This window comes from Pseudonocardia lutea, from assembly GCF_042658055.1.
Taxonomy (GTDB): Bacteria; Actinomycetota; Actinomycetes; order Mycobacteriales; family Pseudonocardiaceae; genus Pseudonocardia; species Pseudonocardia lutea.
Map to the genome: position 1 here is coordinate 54,232 of NZ_JBHSQK010000027.1, position 16,229 is coordinate 70,460.

Genomic DNA, 16,229 nt, shown 5'->3' on the forward strand with positions numbered 1-16,229 from the left:
CGCCGAGGGCTGGCGGCTGACGGGGGAGGAACCGTACGTCGTGGACGGGCACGCGGCCGACCTGCTGCTCGTCCCCGCCCGCACCCCGGCCGGGCCCACCCTGTTCGCGGTGGCCCGGGACGCCCCGGGCCTCGTCCGCACCCCGCTGCGGACGGTCGACCGCACCCGCCGGCAGGCCCGGGTCACCTTCGCGGCCACCCCCGCCGAGCGGATCGGGCCGGAGGGCGCGGCGGGTCCGGTGCTGGGCCGCACGCTCGACCTCGCCGCCGTCGCGCTCGCCGCCGAACAGGCCGGTGCCGCCGCCTTCGCGCTGGAGCGGACGGTCGCCTACGCCAAGCAGCGCGTCCAGTTCGGCCGCCCCATCGGCGGCTTCCAGGCGATCAAGCACCTGCTCGCGGACCTGCTGCTGGAGTCCGAGTCGGCGATCTCCGCGGCGCGCTGGGCGGCGGCCTCGGCCGACGAGGGCGACCCGGACCTGCCGGCGCTGGCGAGCCTCGTGCACGCCTACTGCTCCGACGCCTTCGTCCGGATCGCGGCGGACTCCATCCAGATCCACGGCGGCGTCGGCTTCACCTGGGAGCACGCGGCGCACCTCTACCTGCGGCGGGCCCGGACGAGCGCCCAGCTGCTGGGGGACGCCGCCTACCACCGGGAGCGGTACCTGCAGCGGAGCGGAGCGGTGGCATGAGCGTGCGCGAGGAGGTGGCGGCCTGGCTCGCCGCCGAATGGGACCCGGCGCGCCCGCGGAAGGAGTTCGTCGCCGCCGTCGTCGAGGCGGGGTGGGCGGCGCCACGCTGGCCGCGGCGCTGGTTCGGCCGCGGCCTGTCCGACGACGAGGGCCACGTCGTGGAGGAGGAGTTCCGGCGCGTGGGGGCGCCGGGATCCGGCCAGGACCGGCACAACCTGTACGCCGCCACCGTCCTGACCTTCGGCTCGGACGCGCTCAAGGAGCGGTTCGTCGGCCCGATGCTGCGGGGCGAGGTGGCGATGTGCCTGCTCTACAGCGAGCCCGGCGCGGGATCGGACCTCGCCGCCGTCCGCACCCGTGCGGTGGCCGACGCCGAGGACTGGGTCGTCGACGGGCAGAAGGTGTGGACCTCCTCGGCCCGCACCGCGGACCACGGCTTGTTGCTCTGCCGCACCGACTGGTCCGTCCCGAAGCACCGCGGCCTGTCCTTCTTCCTGTTCCCGATGCGGCAGCCCGGCGTCGAGGTGCGGCCGCTGCGGCAGATCACCGGGGAGGCGGAGTTCAACGAGGTCTTCCTGACCGGCGCCCGGGTGCCGGACGAGCACCGGCTCGGCGGGCTCGGCGAGGGCTGGCGCGTCCTGCAGACCGCGCTGGCCTACGAGCGGTCGGTGATGGGCGACCGCGCTCGCGCGGGCCGCTCGGCCACGGGCATGGCCGCGATGGGCGACGAGCTGGTCGGGCTGGCGGCCGAGACCGGCCGGCTCGGCGATCCCGTGGTGCGCCAGGACCTCGCCCGGGTGGCCGCGCTGCGGAAGGTGAACGAGTGGAACGCGCTGCGCGCCAAGGCCGAGCTCGAGCAGGGCTCCTCGTCGTCGGTGATGTCGCTGGGCAAGCTCGCGATGTCGCGGATCCTCCACGAGAGCGCCCGCGTGCGCACCGCACTGGCCGGGCCGCGGTCCATGCTGGAGGGCCCGGAGGAGCCGATCGGGGACGAGGCGACCTTCCTGGCGCTCAACGCCTACTTCACCTCGATCGGCGGCGGCACCGACCAGATCCAGCGCAACATCATCGCCGAGCGGATCCTCGGCCTGCCCAAGGAGTACGAAGTGGACCGCGACGTGCCGTTCTCGACAGGTGCGCGGTGGGTGAGGCCGTGACGCCCCGGACGATGCCCCGGGGGCGCACGCCGGCGATCGTCGGGCTCGGGATGACCGAGAGCGGGGGCGGGACGGTCGTGAGCCACGCCGTGGCGCACCGCCGGGACGGCTCGACCCGGCCGCTGGTGATCGTCGAGCTGGACGAGGGCCCGTGGTGGTGGTCGTGCGTGGTCGGCGCGCAGCCGCACGAGGTCACGACCGCTGCCCGCGTGCGGCTGGACTACGAGCGGGCTGACGGCGACTCGGAGGCCGTGCCCGTGTTCCGGCTGGCCGCCGCGTGAGGCGCGGCGACCGGCCGGACGGTCAGGCCCCCACTCCCACCCCGACCCCGCGCAGGCTGAACATGAAGTTCACCCGGTAGCCCTCGGTCGGCAGGACCACGGCGCTGGTGTAGGCCATGGGCGGGGTGTGCTGGTGGATCGGCACCCGCTTCCGGATGCCCTTCTCGCTCTCGACCATCTGCCGTACGGCCGGCGCGCGGGACTGCGGGTCGGTCCCGAGGAGCGCGGCACCGTAAGCCGTGACGAACTGCGGCGTGCTCACGTTCCACGGGTTGTAGAACTGGTCCGGCAGCTCCGGGAGGTAGGCCGTCGTCGGGTCGCCGACGGGCGAGCCCATGCCGATCAGGGCGTTGCCCTCCTCGCGGGCGAAGAAGGTGTCCGCCGTGGTCGCGGCGTCGATGACCCGGGGCTTCACCCGGAACCCGCCCGCCTCGAGCATCGGGATCAGGGCCTCGGCCGCCGACCGGTGGCTGTCGATGCCCGGGATCAGGAACTCGATGTCGACGCCGTTCGGGTACCCGGCCTCGGCGAGCAGCTGTTTCGCGCGCGCGGGGTCGTGGTTGTAGCCCGGGGCGTCCGGCGTGACGGCGGGGTCGTAGCCCCAGTGGTCCGGCGGCAGGAACTGGGCGACGGGGGTCCCGTAGCCGAAGAACACGCCGTCGACGATCGCCGTGCGGTCGATGGCGTGCTCCAGCGCCTCCCGGGCCTCGAGCCTGTCGAACGGCGCCTTGCCCGGGTTCATGAAGAAGTTGAGGATCGCCGTGCTGGCCGAGGGTTCGGCGTTCAGCCCGGCCGCCTTGGCCTGGTCGGCCTGCGAGGCCTCGAGATTGGCGATGTCCGCCTGGCCGCCGATCAGCATGTTCATCCGGGTGGTGGCCTGCGGCTGCACGTAGATCTCGTACCTGGCGGCCCTGGCCGCCTCCTTGTCCCAGTAGTTCGGGTTCCGCTCGAAGCGCACGACCTGGTTCGGGACGTACTCGACGAGCGACGCCATCCCCGAGCCGACGGGCTTCTGGTCCAGGTCCGGGTTGTCGAACGCCGCCGGGCTGATCATCACGCCGGCCGAGCTGGAGAAGAAGTTCGGCAGGTTGCCGCCCGGCCCGTCGAGGTTGATCCGGATCCGGGTGGGCGAGACGACCTGCACGTCCCGGATCGCCCGGATGAGGCCCTTCACCGCGCTGGTCTCCATGAAGCGCGCCCGGTCCAGGTTCGCCTTCGCGGCGCTCGCGTCGAACCGGGTGCCGTCGACGAACGTGACGTCGTCCCTGAGGTCGAGCACCAACGCCTTCCCGTCGTCGACGAACTCCCACTTCGTCGCGAGCTGCGGCTTGAGCTCGCCGAACGTGTCCGCCCGGATCAAGTGGTCGTACGGCAGCTGGTAGACGACGTTGTCCCAGGGGTTGCCGGACTTGTGCGGGTCGAAGGTGGACACCGCCTGGGACCAGGCGAAGCGCAGCGTCGCGTTCGGGTCGGCCTCCGTGGCCTGCCCCGAGCCCGTCCCGCCCCCGCTCCCGCCGCACGCCGCGACGAGCAGCGCCACCACGGCGACCAGCACCGCCGGCACCCTCGACGACGCTCTCCTGTCACGCACCATCGCGCTCCCTCTCCTCGAGAAGTCCGCCGTGCCCGGGCGGGTCGTCGGAACCCGCCCGGGCCGCCGTCCTCGGACGGCGGGGACGGTCAGTCCGCCGCCACCGCGACGCCGCGGAACACCGGGGCGTACGCGGGCCGGTAACCGGGCGGGAAGATCACCTTGTCGGTCCAGACGCTCGGCGGCTGGGCCGCGTAGATCCCGAACTGGCGCCGCAGGTCCTTCTCGTCCTCGATCATCCGGTGCACGGCGGGCAGCCGTTCGTCCCGCGTCGCCCCGACCAGGGAGTCGTTCCAGGCCTGGGTGAACTCCGGGGAGGTCGTGTTCCACGGGTTGGTGAACTGCCCCGTCAGGTTCGACTCGTACTGGGTCGACGGGTCCACGAACGGCGCGCTCGCGCCGATGTAGGCGTTGCCCTCCTGGCGGCCGAAGAACGTGGCCGGCGTGGTGGCGGGCTCGATCACCCGGGTCTTCGCGCGCAGGCCCACTGCTTCGAGCATCGGGATGACGGCCTCGGAGACGGCGCGATGGTCGTCGAGCGCGGGGATGAGCATCTCGAACTCGGTGCCCGCCGGGTAGCCGGCCCGGGCCAGCAGCTGCTTCGCCTTCTCCGGGTCGTAGCCGTAGTCCGGCCCGTCCCACGCCACCTTGTCGTCGTAGGCCCAGTGCCCCGGCGGGATCAGCTGCGACGTCGGTGCCCCGATGCCGAACAGCACGCCGTCGACGATGGCCCGGCGGTCGATCGCGTGCTCCATCGCCTGCCGCACCTCGAGCTTGTCGAAGGGCGCCTTGGCGGTGTTCACCGTCATCCGGAAGATCGTCGTGCTCTGCGAGGGTTCGACGTGCAGCCCCGCCGCCACGGCCTGGTCCTGGGTGGACGGGTCCAGGTAGGTCATGTCGACCTGGCCGGTCGTGAGCATGTTCAGCCGCGTCGGCGACGAGGTCTGCACGTAGACCTCGACGCCGGCGACCTTCACCGCGTCCGGGTCCCAGTAGTTCGGGGCCTTGGCGTACCGGGTCACCTGGCCGGGGACGTACTCGGTCATGGTGAACATGCCCGAGCCGACCGGCTTCTGGTCCAGGTCGGGGTTGTCGAAGGCGGCCGGACTGATCATCGAGCCGTGCCGCTCGGTGAACAGCGCGGGCAGGTTGCCGCCGGGGGAGCTCAGGTTCAGCCGCACGGTGGTCGGGTCGGGGGTGTCGATCGACGCGATCGCCCGCAGTGCGCCCTTGACGGCGCTGGTCTCCAGGGTCTTCGCCCGCTCGAGGTTGGCCTTCACCGCGGCGGAGTCGAACCTGGTGCCGTCGTGGAAGGTGACGTCGTCGCGCAGGGTCAGCTGCAGGACCGTGCCCCCGTCGAGGAACTCGTAGCCGGTCGCCAGCATCGGGACGATCTCGCCGTTCTGGTCCTCCTGCAGGAGCTGGTCGTAGACCAGGCGCAGGTTGACCATGTCCCACGCGTTGCTGGAGCGGTGCGGGTCGAAGCTGGAGACGTTCTGCACGAACGCGTAGCGCAGGATCGCGTTCGGGTCCGGCGTCGCGGCCGCGCCGGAGCCCGCGCCGCCGCCACCGCCACAGGCGGTGACGAGCAGCGCGAACACGGCGACCAAGCCGGCGAGCAGCCGCCGGGACGAAGGAGCCCTCACCGGGCACTCCTCTCGGGGGTGGGGGCCTCAGCCCGTGAACTGGCCACCGGCGGGGTGCAGGATCTGCCCGGTGGTGAACGAGGACTCGTCGCTCGCGAGGTAGAGGCACGCGGCCGCCGACTCGGCCGCGGTGCCGAGCCGGTTCATCGGCGTGATGCTCATGGCCGTCGTGTAGGCGGGCTCGTCGTCCTCGAGGCCGGCGATCATCGGCGTGTCGGTGTAGCCGGGGCCGACGGCGTTGACCCGCACGCCCGTCGTCGCCAGCTCCAGCGCCATGACCTTGGTCAGCATCCAGACGCCGGCCTTCGACACGCAGTACGGCGAGGCGCCCGCCAGCGGGATCTTCGCCGCCGTCGAGGCGATGTTCACGATGGACCCGCCGTCGCCCTGCGCGAGCATCTGCCGCGCCAGGGCGCGGTCGGTGAACAGCACGCCGAGCACGTTGACGTCGAGCACCCGGCGGAACGCGTCCGGTTCGATGTTCACGACGTGGGTGGCGTCGCCCCGGGCCGCGCGCGTCCGGATGTTGCTGGCGCCCTGCGCGGTCGCGATCCCGGCCGCGGCCACGCCGACGTCGACGCGACCGAAGGCCTCGACCGCGGCGGCGACGAGCGCGTCGCAGTCCGCCTCCGAGGTGGTGTCCGTCCTGACGTACCGGGCCGAGCGCCCGGTCTTCTCCACCAGCGCGACCGTCTCGGCGCCGTCCTGGAGGTCGCCGACGACGACGTCCGCGCCCTCCTCGGCGAACCGCACCGCCGTCGCCCGGCCGATGCCGCTGGCGCCGCCGGTGAGGACGGCGACCTTGCCGTCGAGCATGCCCATGATCGATTGCCTCCTAGAAGGTGAGGACGAGCCGGCCGCGGGTGCCGCCCGCCTGCAGCCGCTCGTGCGCGGCCGTGGCCGCCGCGGCCGGATAGGTGTCGGCGACGCGCAGCGTGAGCCGCCCGTCGACGACGAGCTGCGCGAGCTTGGCGATCTCGGCCCCGTCGGTGAGGTGGTCGCGGACCACGACCGGGTGGATGCGGATGTCCCGCTCCGTCGGCCCGGCCCAGAAGCGGACCGTGGCCAGCGCCCCGCCGTCGCGCACGATCGGCAGGGCGCCCGCGTCGAGCACGGCGGCGTCGATCAGCCCGTCGACCCCGTCCGGCACGGCGGCCCGGAAGGCGGCCACCTCCTCGCCGACCTCTCGCGAGGCCCGGACCACCACGTCCGCGCCGAGACCGCGGACCAGCTCCTCGTCCTGCGGGAAGGCGTCGGCGACGACCCGCAGGCCGGCGATCCGGCCGAGCTCGATGGCGTACCCGCCGACGGCGCCGGCCGCCCCGGTCACCCCGAGCGTCCGCCCCGCGGTGAGGCCGAGGTGCAGCAACGCGGAGTACACGGTCAGGCCGTTCATCGGCAGCGTGGCGGCCTCGACGTCGCCGATCCCGTCCGGGATCGCCGCGGCGGCGGTGTCCGGCACGACGACGTACTCGGCCTGGGCGCCGCCCAGCGCGCGCCGGGGCATCACGATCGCCATCACCCGCTCGCCGACGGCCCAGACGCTGCCCTCGCCGACCGCGTCGACCACTCCGGCCAGCTCCATCCCGGGGACCCACGGAGGGGCCAGGCCCTCCTCCGCCCGCGGGCCCCACTGCCGGAAGGCCGTGTCGGTGGGGTTGACCGCGGCCGCCGTCGTGCGGATGCGGATCTCCCGGGGCCCGGGTTCGGGGGTGGGCAGCTCCACGAGCCGCAGCACCTCGGGGCCTCCGGGGTGCGGGATGCCGACGGCGTACATGTCAGGGCTCCTCAGGCGGGATCGGGGAGGACGAGCACCTTCACCGAGCCGTCGACGGCGTGCTGGGTGTCGAAGGCGTCGGCGACCCGGCTCAGCGGGACGCGGTGCGAGACGAGCGGGGCCACGTCGACCAGGCCCTCGGCCAGCAGCCGGAAGGCCTCGGTCGCGTCGGGCCCGGTGTACGCGAAGCTGCCCAGCAGCCGGAGCTCCTTCTGCACCACCGTGTCCAGGTCGACCGGCGGCCGGGCGCCGACCAGCCCGGCGACCGACACGACCCCGCCGGCCCGCACGACCTCGGTGGCGAGGGCGATCATCGGCGGCGCCCCGGAGCACTCGAAGAAGGTGCCGACGTTCCCGGCGACCTGGTACGGCGAGGTCGAGGTGCCCCACCGGTCGAGCAGGTGGGTGCGGGCGTCGTCGGTGCGGGCGTCGAGGACCGCGGCGCCGAGCCCGCAGGCGGCGGCCAGGCGGGCCGGCGAGACGTCGATCCCGACGACGTCCCGGGCCCCGTACGCGAGCAGCACCCGCAGCACGCACTGGCCGATCGAGCCGAGGCCGGCGACCACGACCGGCCCGTCGAGATCGGGCGCGGCGCTCGCGACGGCGCGGGTCGCGACCGAGAGCGGCTCGAGGAAGGCACCCTCCTCGACGCTCATCGAGTCGGGCATCCGGTGCAGCCGGGCCCCCGACTCCGCGTTCGGCACGAGGACCTTGTCCGACAGCCCGCCGCGGGCGCTCGAGGCGGGCGCCGCGCAGAGGTTGGTGCGGCCGAGGGAGCACTGCCGGCAGGAGCCGCACGGCCCCATCGGGTTCACCGCCACGCGGTCCCCGACCTTCAGCTCGCCGACCCCGGTCCCGACCGCGCTGACGGTGCCGGAGAACTCGTGGCCCATCGGCGCGCCCGGGGTGATCCAGACGCCCTCGGCGAAGGCGTGCACGTCCGAGCCGCAGATCCCGCAGGCGGCGACGTCCAGCACGACGTCGTGGGGCCCGGGGACCGGGTCGTCGACCTCGACGAGCCCGATCCGCCCGATCCCCTCCCACACCGCGCTCCTCATGCCGGGATCTCCGAGCGTGTCGCGAGCGTCCGGACGGAGGCACCGGCGAGCCGGGGGCCGGCGGTGTGCAGGTGGCAGGCCACCTCGCCCGACCCCTGCGCGGGGGTGAGCAGCGGGACCTCGGTGCGGCAGACGTCCATCGCGTAGGTGCACCGGGTGTGGAACCGGCAGCCCGGCGGCACCCGCGAGGGGTCCGGCGGGTCCCCGGACAGCACGATCCGCTCCCGTGCCCGCTGGGTCCTCGGCGACGGCACGGGCACCGCGGACAGCAGCGCCTCGGTGTACGGGTGGGCCGGGGCGTCGAACACCCGGGCCGCGTCGCCGTGCTCGACGATCTGCCCGAGGTACATCACCGCCACCCGGTCGGAGATGTGCCGGACCACGGACAGGTCGTGCGCGATGAACAGGTAGGTCAGCCCGATCTGCGCGGACAGCTCCTCCAGCAGCCCGATGACCTGGTTCTGGGTGGAGACGTCGAGCGCGGACACCGCCTCGTCGAGGACCAGGATCTTCGGGTCCGCGGCGATCGCCCGGGCGATCGTGAGGCGCTGGCGCTGCCCGCCGGAGAACTCGTGCGGGTAGCGGGTCATGTACTCCGGCGGCAGCCCGACCCGGCGCAGCAGCTCGGCGACCCGCTCCACCCGTTCCGTGCGGTTGAGCTTGACGTGCACGTCGAGCGGCTCGCCGATCGAGTCGCGCACCAGCATCGACGGGTCCAGCGAGGAGTAGGGGTCCTGGAACACCATCTGGACGTCCCGGCGCGCCGTGCGCAGCTCCTTGGCGGGCAGCCCGAGCAGCTCGCGGCCCTCCAGCCGCACCGAGCCGCCGGTGGGCTCGACCAGGCGCATCAGGCCGCGCGCCGTCGTCGACTTGCCGCAGCCGGACTCGCCGACCAGGCCGAGCGTCTCGCCCTCGGCCAGGTCGAAGCTCACCCCGTCGACGGCCCGGAGCGCGATCCGCTCGCGGAACAGCCGCTTGCGCGGGGAGAAGGTGACCTCGAGGTCGCGGACGGACAGCAGCGGCTCCGGGGACGGGCTCACGGGTTGCCTCGCAGGGTCAGCTCGGAGTGGCGCAGGCAGCGGGTGGTGTGGTGCGCGGCGACGACCTCCAACGGCGGTGTCCCGCCGCCCACGCAGGCGTCGGCGGCGTAGCGGCACCGCGGGTGGAAGCGGCAGCCCGCCGGCATCGCGCCGATCCGCGGGGGATGGCCCGGGATGCTCGCCAGCGCGTCCGACGGGTCGTCCATCCGCGGCATCGCCGCCAGCAGGCCCTCCATGTAGGGGTGGCGGGGGAACTCGAACAGCTCGTCGAGCCCGGCCCCCTCCACGATCTGGCCCGCGTACATCACCAGGACCCGGTCGCAGACGTCCGCGACGACGCCGAGGTCGTGGGTGATGAAGATGACCGACATGCCGTGCTCGCGCTGCACCTCGCGGAGCAGCTCGAGGATCTGCGCCTGGACCGTGACGTCCAGGGCGGTGGTCGGTTCGTCGGCCACGATGACGTCGGGGTTGCAGGCCAGCGCGATCGCGATCATCACCCGCTGCCGCATGCCCCCGGAGAACTCGAAGGGGTACTGGGTGGCGCGCCGCGCCGGGCTGGGCACCCCCACCCGGTCGAGCAGCTCGACGGCGCGCCGCTTCGACTCCCGCCGGCTCGCGCCCTCGTGCCGGCGCAGCACCTCCGCGATCTGGTCGCCGACCGTGAACGCCGGGTTCAGGCTGCTCATCGGCTCCTGGAAGATCATGGAGATCGTCGGCCCGCGGACGTCGGACATCTGTTTCGGCGTGAGCCGGGTGAGGTCGTGGTCGAGCAGCCGCAGCGTGTCGGCCCGGACCCGGGTCTGCTTGGGCGGCATGAGACCGGCGATGGACAGGCAGGTCACGCTCTTGCCCGAGCCGGACTCGCCGACGATCCCGAGCGTCTCCCCGCGCCGGACGGAGAAGCTCACCCCGTCGACCACGGTCGCCCACCCGGACTCGGTGAGCACGTCGACGACCAGGTTGTCGACCTCGAGGGTGGTGTCGGCGACGCCGCCCGCGCGGACGGCGGCGCTGCCGGCACTGCCGGCGCTGCCGGTGGTGGCGGTCACGACTCGGTCCTTTCCTCGCGGCCGAGGGCGTCACGGAGCCCGTCGCCGAGCGTCACGAAGGTGAACACGGTCAGCGCGATCAGCACGCCCGGGAAGATCCCCAGCCAGGGCGAGCGTCCGAAGTAGAGGAAGCCCTCGCGGATCATGGAGCCCCAGCTGGCGTCCGGCGGCTGGACGCCGAGGCCGAGGAAGCTCAGGCCCGCCTCGGAGAGCATCGCGTACCCGGCGGTGACGGCGATCGCGACGGTCAGCGGGGACAGGGTGTTCGGCAGGATGTGCCGGAGGATGACCATCCAGGTCGGGGTGCCGATGCTGCGGGAGGCCTCGACGAAGGTCTCCTCCTTGAGCCCGAGCACCACGCCGCGGACCAGCCGCAGGAAGCGCGGCGCCATCAGGATCCCCACCGCGAACATCGCGTTGCGCAGGCTCGGCCCGAGGACCCCGACCAGCGCGATGGCGAGCAGCAGCGGCGGGAAGCTCATCGCGGCGTCGTTGAGCCGCATGACGACCTGGTCGAAGCGGCCGGACAGGAAGCCGGAGAGGAACCCGAGCGGCACCCCGATCGCCATCGCCACGAGCAGCGCCAGCGCGATGGCCAGCAGGGACACCCGGGTGCCGACGATGAGCCGGCTCAGGATGTCGCGCCCGAGCTGGTCGGTGCCGAGCAGGTGGCCGGGCGAGAACGGGTCCAGCAGGACCGCCCGCAGGTTCTGCGCGTTGGGATCGGCCGGGGTGATGAACGGGCCGATCAGGGCGACGACCACCAGCAGGGCCAGGACCGCGAGCGCGATCATCGCGCCCCGGTTGCCGCCGACCCGGCGGCGGAAGTCGGCCCAGGCCCCGCCGCCGTGGGCGAGTGCCTCGGCGGAGACCGAGGCGGGGGAGCCGGCCGGCATCGCCGAGGCCGCGGGGGCCTCCGGCGCGACCTGTGCCGAGGGCGGCCGGGCCTCCGGTTTCTTCTCCACATTGGTCATCGGGGCCGCACCTTCGGGTTGAGGTAGCCGTACGTGAGGTCGACGAGGAGGTTCGAGAGCATCGCGACGAGCACGGCGACCAGCACGATCCCCTGGATGACCGGGATGTCGCGGGTGGTCACCGCGTTGAGCGCGACCTGGCCCAGGCCGGGGACGCCGAAGATCTGCTCCACCAGCACGGCGCCGCCGAGCAGCGCGGTGATCTGCAGGCCCAGCACCGTGACGAGCGGGACGCTCGCGTTCTTCATGACGTGCTTGCCGATCACCATCCGGCCGCGCAGGCCCTTCGCCCGCGCGGTGCGGACGTAGTCCTGCTGCAGGACGCCGATGATCGAGCCGCGCAGCTGCCGGGCGCTCTCCGCGGCACCGGCGATGCCGAGGGTCAGGGCCGGCAGCAGGATGTGCGAGGCCCAGGCGGCGGGGTCCTTCTCGATCGGGACGTAACCCGTGGCCGGCAGCCACCCGAGGGTCAGGCTGAACAGCAGCACGAACATCAGGCCGAGCCAGAAGGACGGGAGGGCGATGCCCAGCGACGAGCCGATGGTCGAGATCCGGTCCAGCCAGGTCCCGCGGCGCAGCGCCGAGACGATGGCGGTCGGCACCGCGATGAGCAGGGAGATCACGAGCGCCGAGCCGGCCAGGGCGAGCGTGACCGGGAGGCCGTCGCCGATCGAGGTGGCGACCGGGCGGCTGGTGAACAGCGAGGTACCGAGATCACCGGACAGCGCGGAGGTGATCCAGTCCCAGTACTGGACGATCATCGGGCGGTCGAGCCCGAGCCGCTCGCGGACCGCCGCCACCTGTTCGACGGTCGCCTCCGGGCCGGCGATGGTGACGGCCGGGTCGCCCGGGATGAGCAGCACCAGGCCGAACACCACGAAGGTCACCAGCAGGAGTACGGGAACGGTGGTCGCGACCCGCGTGAGAAAGAACTTCAGCACGGATGCTCAACCTCCTCGTTGAAGTCGGCGCATCGATTCTCGGGAAGATCCGGGCAGCGCTCGGTCCCATTCCGGGGGTCTCCCTGGAACGGACACGCGGGATCCGGCCGCAGGTTCTTCGGCCGGTCTCAGCAGGGGATCGACGGTCGGCGTCGGCTTCGGACGCTAAGCGAGGCGACCCGCGGCGGGCAACGTCCGAACCGTCCGACTTCGAATAACGATCGCACAACGGCCATTTCCGGGCGGATCCGGGCAGCGCATTGGGACGATGTCCACGATGCGGCGGGAAGTGCTGTGCGGATCCCCATTGTCGGCCCTCGCGGCGCCGCTCACGCTGGCCCCGGACCCGGCGGGCGCCGGTGGGCCGGGTGTGCGGTCCGGAGCGAGGGCAGGAGGCGGGAACGTGAAGTTCCACTGGTTCGCGGAGGTCACCTACGACGGGCTGCCCCCCGACTTCCCGGCGCCCGGGCAGGGCGGCTGGGTGGACAGCCCGATCGCGATGGCCGACCCCGCGCGCGTCGGCGCCAACTACCGGATGTTCATCCGCCTGATGCAGCAGGCCGAGCGGGCGGGCTTCGACGGGCTGGCGGTCAACGAGCACCACCAGACGCCGTTCGCGATGACCCCCTCGCCGAACCTGCTGGCGGCGAGCGTCGCGAGCACCACCGAGAAGGCGGCGATCCTCGTCATCGGCGACTCGCTGGCGCTCTACAACCCGCCGACCCGGGTCGCCGAGGAGATGGCCTACCTGGACTGCCTGTCCGAGGGCCGGCTGATCGCCGGGTTCGTGTTCGGCACGCCGATGGACTCCACCCACGCCTACGGCCGCCCGCCGATCGAGCTGCGCGAGCGCTTCCACGAGGCGCGCGAGCTGATCCTGCGGGCCTGGGAGGAGCCGGAGTCGTTCGCCTTCAACGGCCGCTACACCCAGCTGCGCCACGTCAACCTGTGGCCGCGGCCGATCCAGCGCCGGCCGCCGATCTGGGTCCCCGGCTCGTCGAGCCCGGAGACGTGGGAGCTCGTGACGCGGGAGAACTACTGCTACGGCCACCTGTCCTTCTCCGGGCTCAAGGCCGCGAAGCCGCTCGTCGACGGCTACTGGGACTACGTGGCCGCGCACGACGGCGACCTCAACCCGCACCGGATGGCCTTCACCCAGATCGTCTGCGTGGCCGATACGGACCGGGAGGCGGAGCAGAAGTACGCCGAGGCCGTGCGCTACTTCCAGCGGGTCCGGGACCCCGCGACGCGGTGGGCGACGCCGCCCGGCTACCACTCGTCCGCGGCCATGGCGGGGATGCTCCGGCGGACGACCACGCCGGAGGCCCGGGAGGACAAGCGCCGGGCGGTGTCCGGCGAGATGTCCTTCTGGGAGTACGACGAGAAGGGCTACATCGTCGCCGGCACCCCGGACCGCGTCGCGCAGCGGCTCCGCGAGCTGGCCACCGAGCTGCGCGTCGGGCAGCTGATCGCCTCACTGCACATGGGCAACCTCCCGGAGGAGACCGCCGCGATGAACACCCACCTGTTCGGGACCAAGGTCATCCCGCAGCTGCGGGACCTGTGGGCCGACCGGCCCGACCACTGGACACCCGAGGTCAGCAGGGCCCGGGTCGGGGCCGGGTCGCTGGTGGCGGGCTCATGAGCACGGGGGACGGCGACCGGCGCAGCCGACGGGGTGAGGTCGGTACCGCGACGGTCAACGGGGTCCGGCTGCGCTACGACGTGCAGGGCGACGGCCCGCCGTTGCTGCTGATCGCCGGGCTCGGCCTGAGCTCCCTCGCGTGGGCCGCTGCCGTCCCTCGGCTCCGCGAGGGCTTCACCGTCATCACCTTCGACAACCGGGGGACCGGGTTGTCGGAGGTGCCGCCCGGCCCCTACCCGGTCGACACGCTGGGCGACGACGCCGCGGCGCTGGTCGAGCACCTCGGGCTCGGCCCGGTCTCGGCCGTCGGCTGGTCGCTGGGCGGCTCGGTGCTCCAGTCGATGCTGGTCCGGCACGGCGACCTGCTCACGAAGGCGGTGCTGCTCAACGCCTTCCCCTCCTACACCGGGGTCCAGGACGCGTGGCTCGACTCGGGTCTCGCGCTGCGCCGGGCGGGTGTCGACCCGGTCGCGGTCGGGATCCACGGCATGCCGTGGGCGTTCACCCCGCGGCTGCTCGCCGACCACGCCGCCGCGCAGGCCCAGGCGGAGCTGGCCCGCAAGGACCCGCACCCGACGACCCTCGCGGGCTTCGAGGCCCAGGCCGCCGGCCTGCGGGTGTACGACTCCCGGCCGGACCTGCCCTCGGCGACCACCCCGACCCTGGTGCTCGCGGGCGCCGAGGACGTGCTGACCCCGGTCGCCCAGTCCGTCGAGATCGCGGAGCTGCTGCCCCACGGCACGCTGCAGGTCCTGCCCCGGGGCGGGCACGGGATGCTCGTGGAGTACCTCGACGACACCCTCGCGGCGATCACCGCCTACCTCGGCTGACGGGGTGGGCACGGATCTGCCCGCGGCGGTGCCCGACGCCGCGCCGGTCGTCGCCCGGCGCGGCGCCTTCCTGGCCCTGATGTGCAGCGTCCAGTTCATGATGCTGGTCGGCGGCACGGTGGTGACGGTGTCGCTGCCCGTGATCCGCCGCGAGCTCGGGCTCGGGCCGGGCGAGCTGCAGTGGGTGCTGACGGCCTTCCCGCTGACCTTCGGCTGCCTGCTGCTGCTCGGCGGCCGCTGCGCGGACGTGTTCGGCCGGCGGCGGCTGTTCCTCGCCGGCCTGCTCGTCTTCGGGGTGGGCTCGCTGCTGTGCGCGGTGGCGGACCGGGCGTGGGTGCTGATCGGCGCCCGCGCGCTGGCCGGGCTGGGCGCGGCCATGGCCTCGCCCGCGGCCATGGCCCTGCTGACCTCGGTGTTCGTCGCCCCGCGGGAACGCAGTACCGCGCTCGGGGCGTGGGCGGCCGTCGGCGCGGTCGGCGCCACCCTGGGCAACGTGCTGGGCGGGCTGCTGACCTCGGCGGGCGGCTGGCAGTGGGTCTTCCTGGTGAACGTCCCGGTGTGCGTCGTGGCCGCGGTCGCGGTGCTGGTCCTGGTCCCGGCCGGGGTCCCGGAGGGGCGCCGGCCGCGGCTGGGCCTGCTCGGCGGGGCGCTGTGCACCTCGACGGTGGCCGCCCTGGTCCTCGGGCTGGGGGAGCTCCGCGTCGCCGGCGGGCTGCCCGTCGCGGTCCTCCTGCTCCTCGCGGCCGTCGCGCTCGGCACCGGGTTCGCGGTGTCCCAGGCGCGCAGTCCCGATCCGCTGCTGCCGCGCGGCCTGTTCCGCAGGCGCACGTCGGTCGCGTTCGTCCTGGTCCTGGTCACCGCGGGCACGGGGATCGGCGCCTACTTCACCACCTCGCTGTTCATGCAGGAGACGCTCGGCTGGTCGGCGCTGCGCGCGGGTCTGGCGTTCGTCCCGTGGGCCGCACTGACGGCGGTCGTCGCGCAGATCGCGTCGCGCACACTGCACCTCGTCGGCCCGCGGATCGTGGTGCCGGCCGCGATGCTGGTGTCGGCCTCCGGCGCGCTGCTGCTCTCCCGGGCGTACGGCCCCTCCGTGGCGTTCGTCCCCGACCTGCTGGTCCCGTTCCTGCTGCTGGGGGCGGGGACCGGGGCCGCGAGCGTGAGCTGCACCGTGACGGCGATGTCCGGCGTGCCGCGCTCCCGGCACGGGGTCGGCGCGGGAACGCTGCAACAGCACTCAGGCCGTCGGGGCCGCGATCTCGATCGCCGTCGTCACCGTGCTCACGGCCACGGCGACCGCGCGCGCCCTCGCCGCGGGCAACACCCCGCTCGGCGCCGCGGTGGCGGGGCAGCGGTCCGCGGTCCTCGTCCTGGCCTGCCTGGCGCTCTGCGGTGCGGTCGTGGCCGCGCTGCTCCTGCCCGGGCGCACCCCCGCACCCGACGACCGGGACCTCGACCCGGGCACCGCGCTGCCGGGCACCGGCCCGCTGCCGTGAGCCGCGGCCCGCTCCGCGTTTGCCGGGTTCCGCCGGGGGCCTAGGCTCGGGAG

15 protein-coding genes are annotated in these 16,229 nt (G+C 73.7%); 6 read left to right on the forward strand and 9 right to left on the reverse strand.

What is annotated here, in order from left to right:
* The 3 genes from ACFQH9_RS12840 to ACFQH9_RS12850 form a co-directional block, all read left to right on the forward strand.
* A partial coding sequence (locus tag ACFQH9_RS12840) for an acyl-CoA dehydrogenase family protein (protein ID WP_379566242.1) occupies positions 1–688 on the forward strand: 688 nt, incomplete at its 5' end.
* Positions 685–1,845 carry an acyl-CoA dehydrogenase family protein gene (locus tag ACFQH9_RS12845; protein WP_379566243.1) on the forward strand — a complete coding sequence of 387 codons (1,161 nt, stop codon included), beginning with the start codon at positions 685–687 and terminating at the stop codon, positions 1,843–1,845. The genes ACFQH9_RS12840 and ACFQH9_RS12845, both read left to right, overlap by 4 nt.
* Positions 1,842–2,126 carry a PhlB family protein gene (locus ACFQH9_RS12850; protein ID WP_379566244.1) on the forward strand — a complete coding sequence of 95 codons (285 nt, stop codon included), beginning with the start codon at positions 1,842–1,844 and terminating at the stop codon, positions 2,124–2,126. Before ACFQH9_RS12845 ends, ACFQH9_RS12850 begins: the two co-directional genes overlap by 4 nt.
* 22 nt (positions 2,127–2,148) lie before the next feature.
* On the opposite strand, the gene ACFQH9_RS12855 is transcribed toward ACFQH9_RS12850, so the two are convergent.
* The 9 genes from ACFQH9_RS12855 to ACFQH9_RS12895 form a co-directional block, all read right to left on the reverse strand.
* The gene (locus tag ACFQH9_RS12855; RefSeq protein WP_379566245.1) at positions 2,149–3,690 is read right to left on the reverse strand and encodes an ABC transporter substrate-binding protein; all 1,542 of its coding nucleotides are present in this window, start codon (positions 3,688–3,690) and stop codon (positions 2,149–2,151) included.
* Positions 3,691–3,806: 116 nt separating this feature from the next.
* The gene (locus tag ACFQH9_RS12860) at positions 3,807–5,363 is read right to left on the reverse strand and encodes an ABC transporter substrate-binding protein (RefSeq protein ID WP_379566246.1); all 1,557 of its coding nucleotides are present in this window, start codon (positions 5,361–5,363) and stop codon (positions 3,807–3,809) included.
* A gap of 27 nt (positions 5,364–5,390) precedes the next feature.
* A complete protein-coding gene (locus ACFQH9_RS12865) occupies positions 5,391–6,185 on the reverse strand; it encodes an SDR family NAD(P)-dependent oxidoreductase (RefSeq protein WP_379566247.1) in 795 nt (264 codons plus the stop codon).
* A gap of 13 nt (positions 6,186–6,198) precedes the next feature.
* A complete protein-coding gene (locus ACFQH9_RS12870; RefSeq protein ID WP_379566248.1) occupies positions 6,199–7,140 on the reverse strand; it encodes an NADP-dependent oxidoreductase in 942 nt (313 codons plus the stop codon).
* 11 nt (positions 7,141–7,151) lie between these two features.
* Entirely contained in the window at positions 7,152–8,198 is a 1,047-nt protein-coding gene (locus ACFQH9_RS12875; RefSeq protein WP_379566250.1) for a zinc-dependent alcohol dehydrogenase, read from the reverse strand.
* Positions 8,195–9,238, reverse strand: coding sequence for an ABC transporter ATP-binding protein (locus tag ACFQH9_RS12880; RefSeq protein ID WP_379566251.1), 1,044 nt, complete (start codon positions 9,236–9,238; stop codon positions 8,195–8,197). Before ACFQH9_RS12880 ends, ACFQH9_RS12875 begins: the two co-directional genes overlap by 4 nt.
* Positions 9,235–10,290 carry an ABC transporter ATP-binding protein gene (locus tag ACFQH9_RS12885; RefSeq protein WP_379566252.1) on the reverse strand — a complete coding sequence of 352 codons (1,056 nt, stop codon included), beginning with the start codon at positions 10,288–10,290 and terminating at the stop codon, positions 9,235–9,237. Before ACFQH9_RS12885 ends, ACFQH9_RS12880 begins: the two co-directional genes overlap by 4 nt.
* Positions 10,287–11,264 (reverse strand): ABC transporter permease, encoded by a 978-nt coding sequence (locus ACFQH9_RS12890; protein WP_379566253.1) that lies wholly within the window; start codon positions 11,262–11,264, stop codon positions 10,287–10,289. The genes ACFQH9_RS12885 and ACFQH9_RS12890 overlap by 4 nt, the downstream gene beginning before the upstream one ends.
* Positions 11,261–12,205: an ABC transporter permease gene (locus ACFQH9_RS12895; RefSeq protein WP_379566254.1), complete on the reverse strand. Its 945-nt coding sequence runs from the start codon at positions 12,203–12,205 to the stop codon at positions 11,261–11,263. Before ACFQH9_RS12895 ends, ACFQH9_RS12890 begins: the two co-directional genes overlap by 4 nt.
* A gap of 403 nt (positions 12,206–12,608) precedes the next feature.
* On the opposite strand from ACFQH9_RS12895, the gene ACFQH9_RS12900 reads away from it, so the two are divergent.
* From ACFQH9_RS12900 to ACFQH9_RS12910, 3 genes are read left to right on the forward strand one after another with little or no spacing between them, the layout of a single operon-like run.
* Complete coding sequence (locus ACFQH9_RS12900) at positions 12,609–13,850, forward strand: LLM class flavin-dependent oxidoreductase (protein ID WP_379566255.1); 1,242 nt, start codon at positions 12,609–12,611, stop codon at positions 13,848–13,850.
* Positions 13,847–14,680, forward strand: a complete 834-nt coding sequence (locus ACFQH9_RS12905) for an alpha/beta fold hydrolase (RefSeq protein WP_379566256.1) — start codon at positions 13,847–13,849, stop codon at positions 14,678–14,680. Before ACFQH9_RS12900 ends, ACFQH9_RS12905 begins: the two co-directional genes overlap by 4 nt.
* Before the next feature lie 4 nt (positions 14,681–14,684).
* Positions 14,685–16,220, forward strand: a complete 1,536-nt coding sequence (locus tag ACFQH9_RS12910; protein ID WP_379566257.1) for an MFS transporter — start codon at positions 14,685–14,687, stop codon at positions 16,218–16,220.
* The last annotated feature ends 9 nt before the right edge of the window (positions 16,221–16,229 follow it).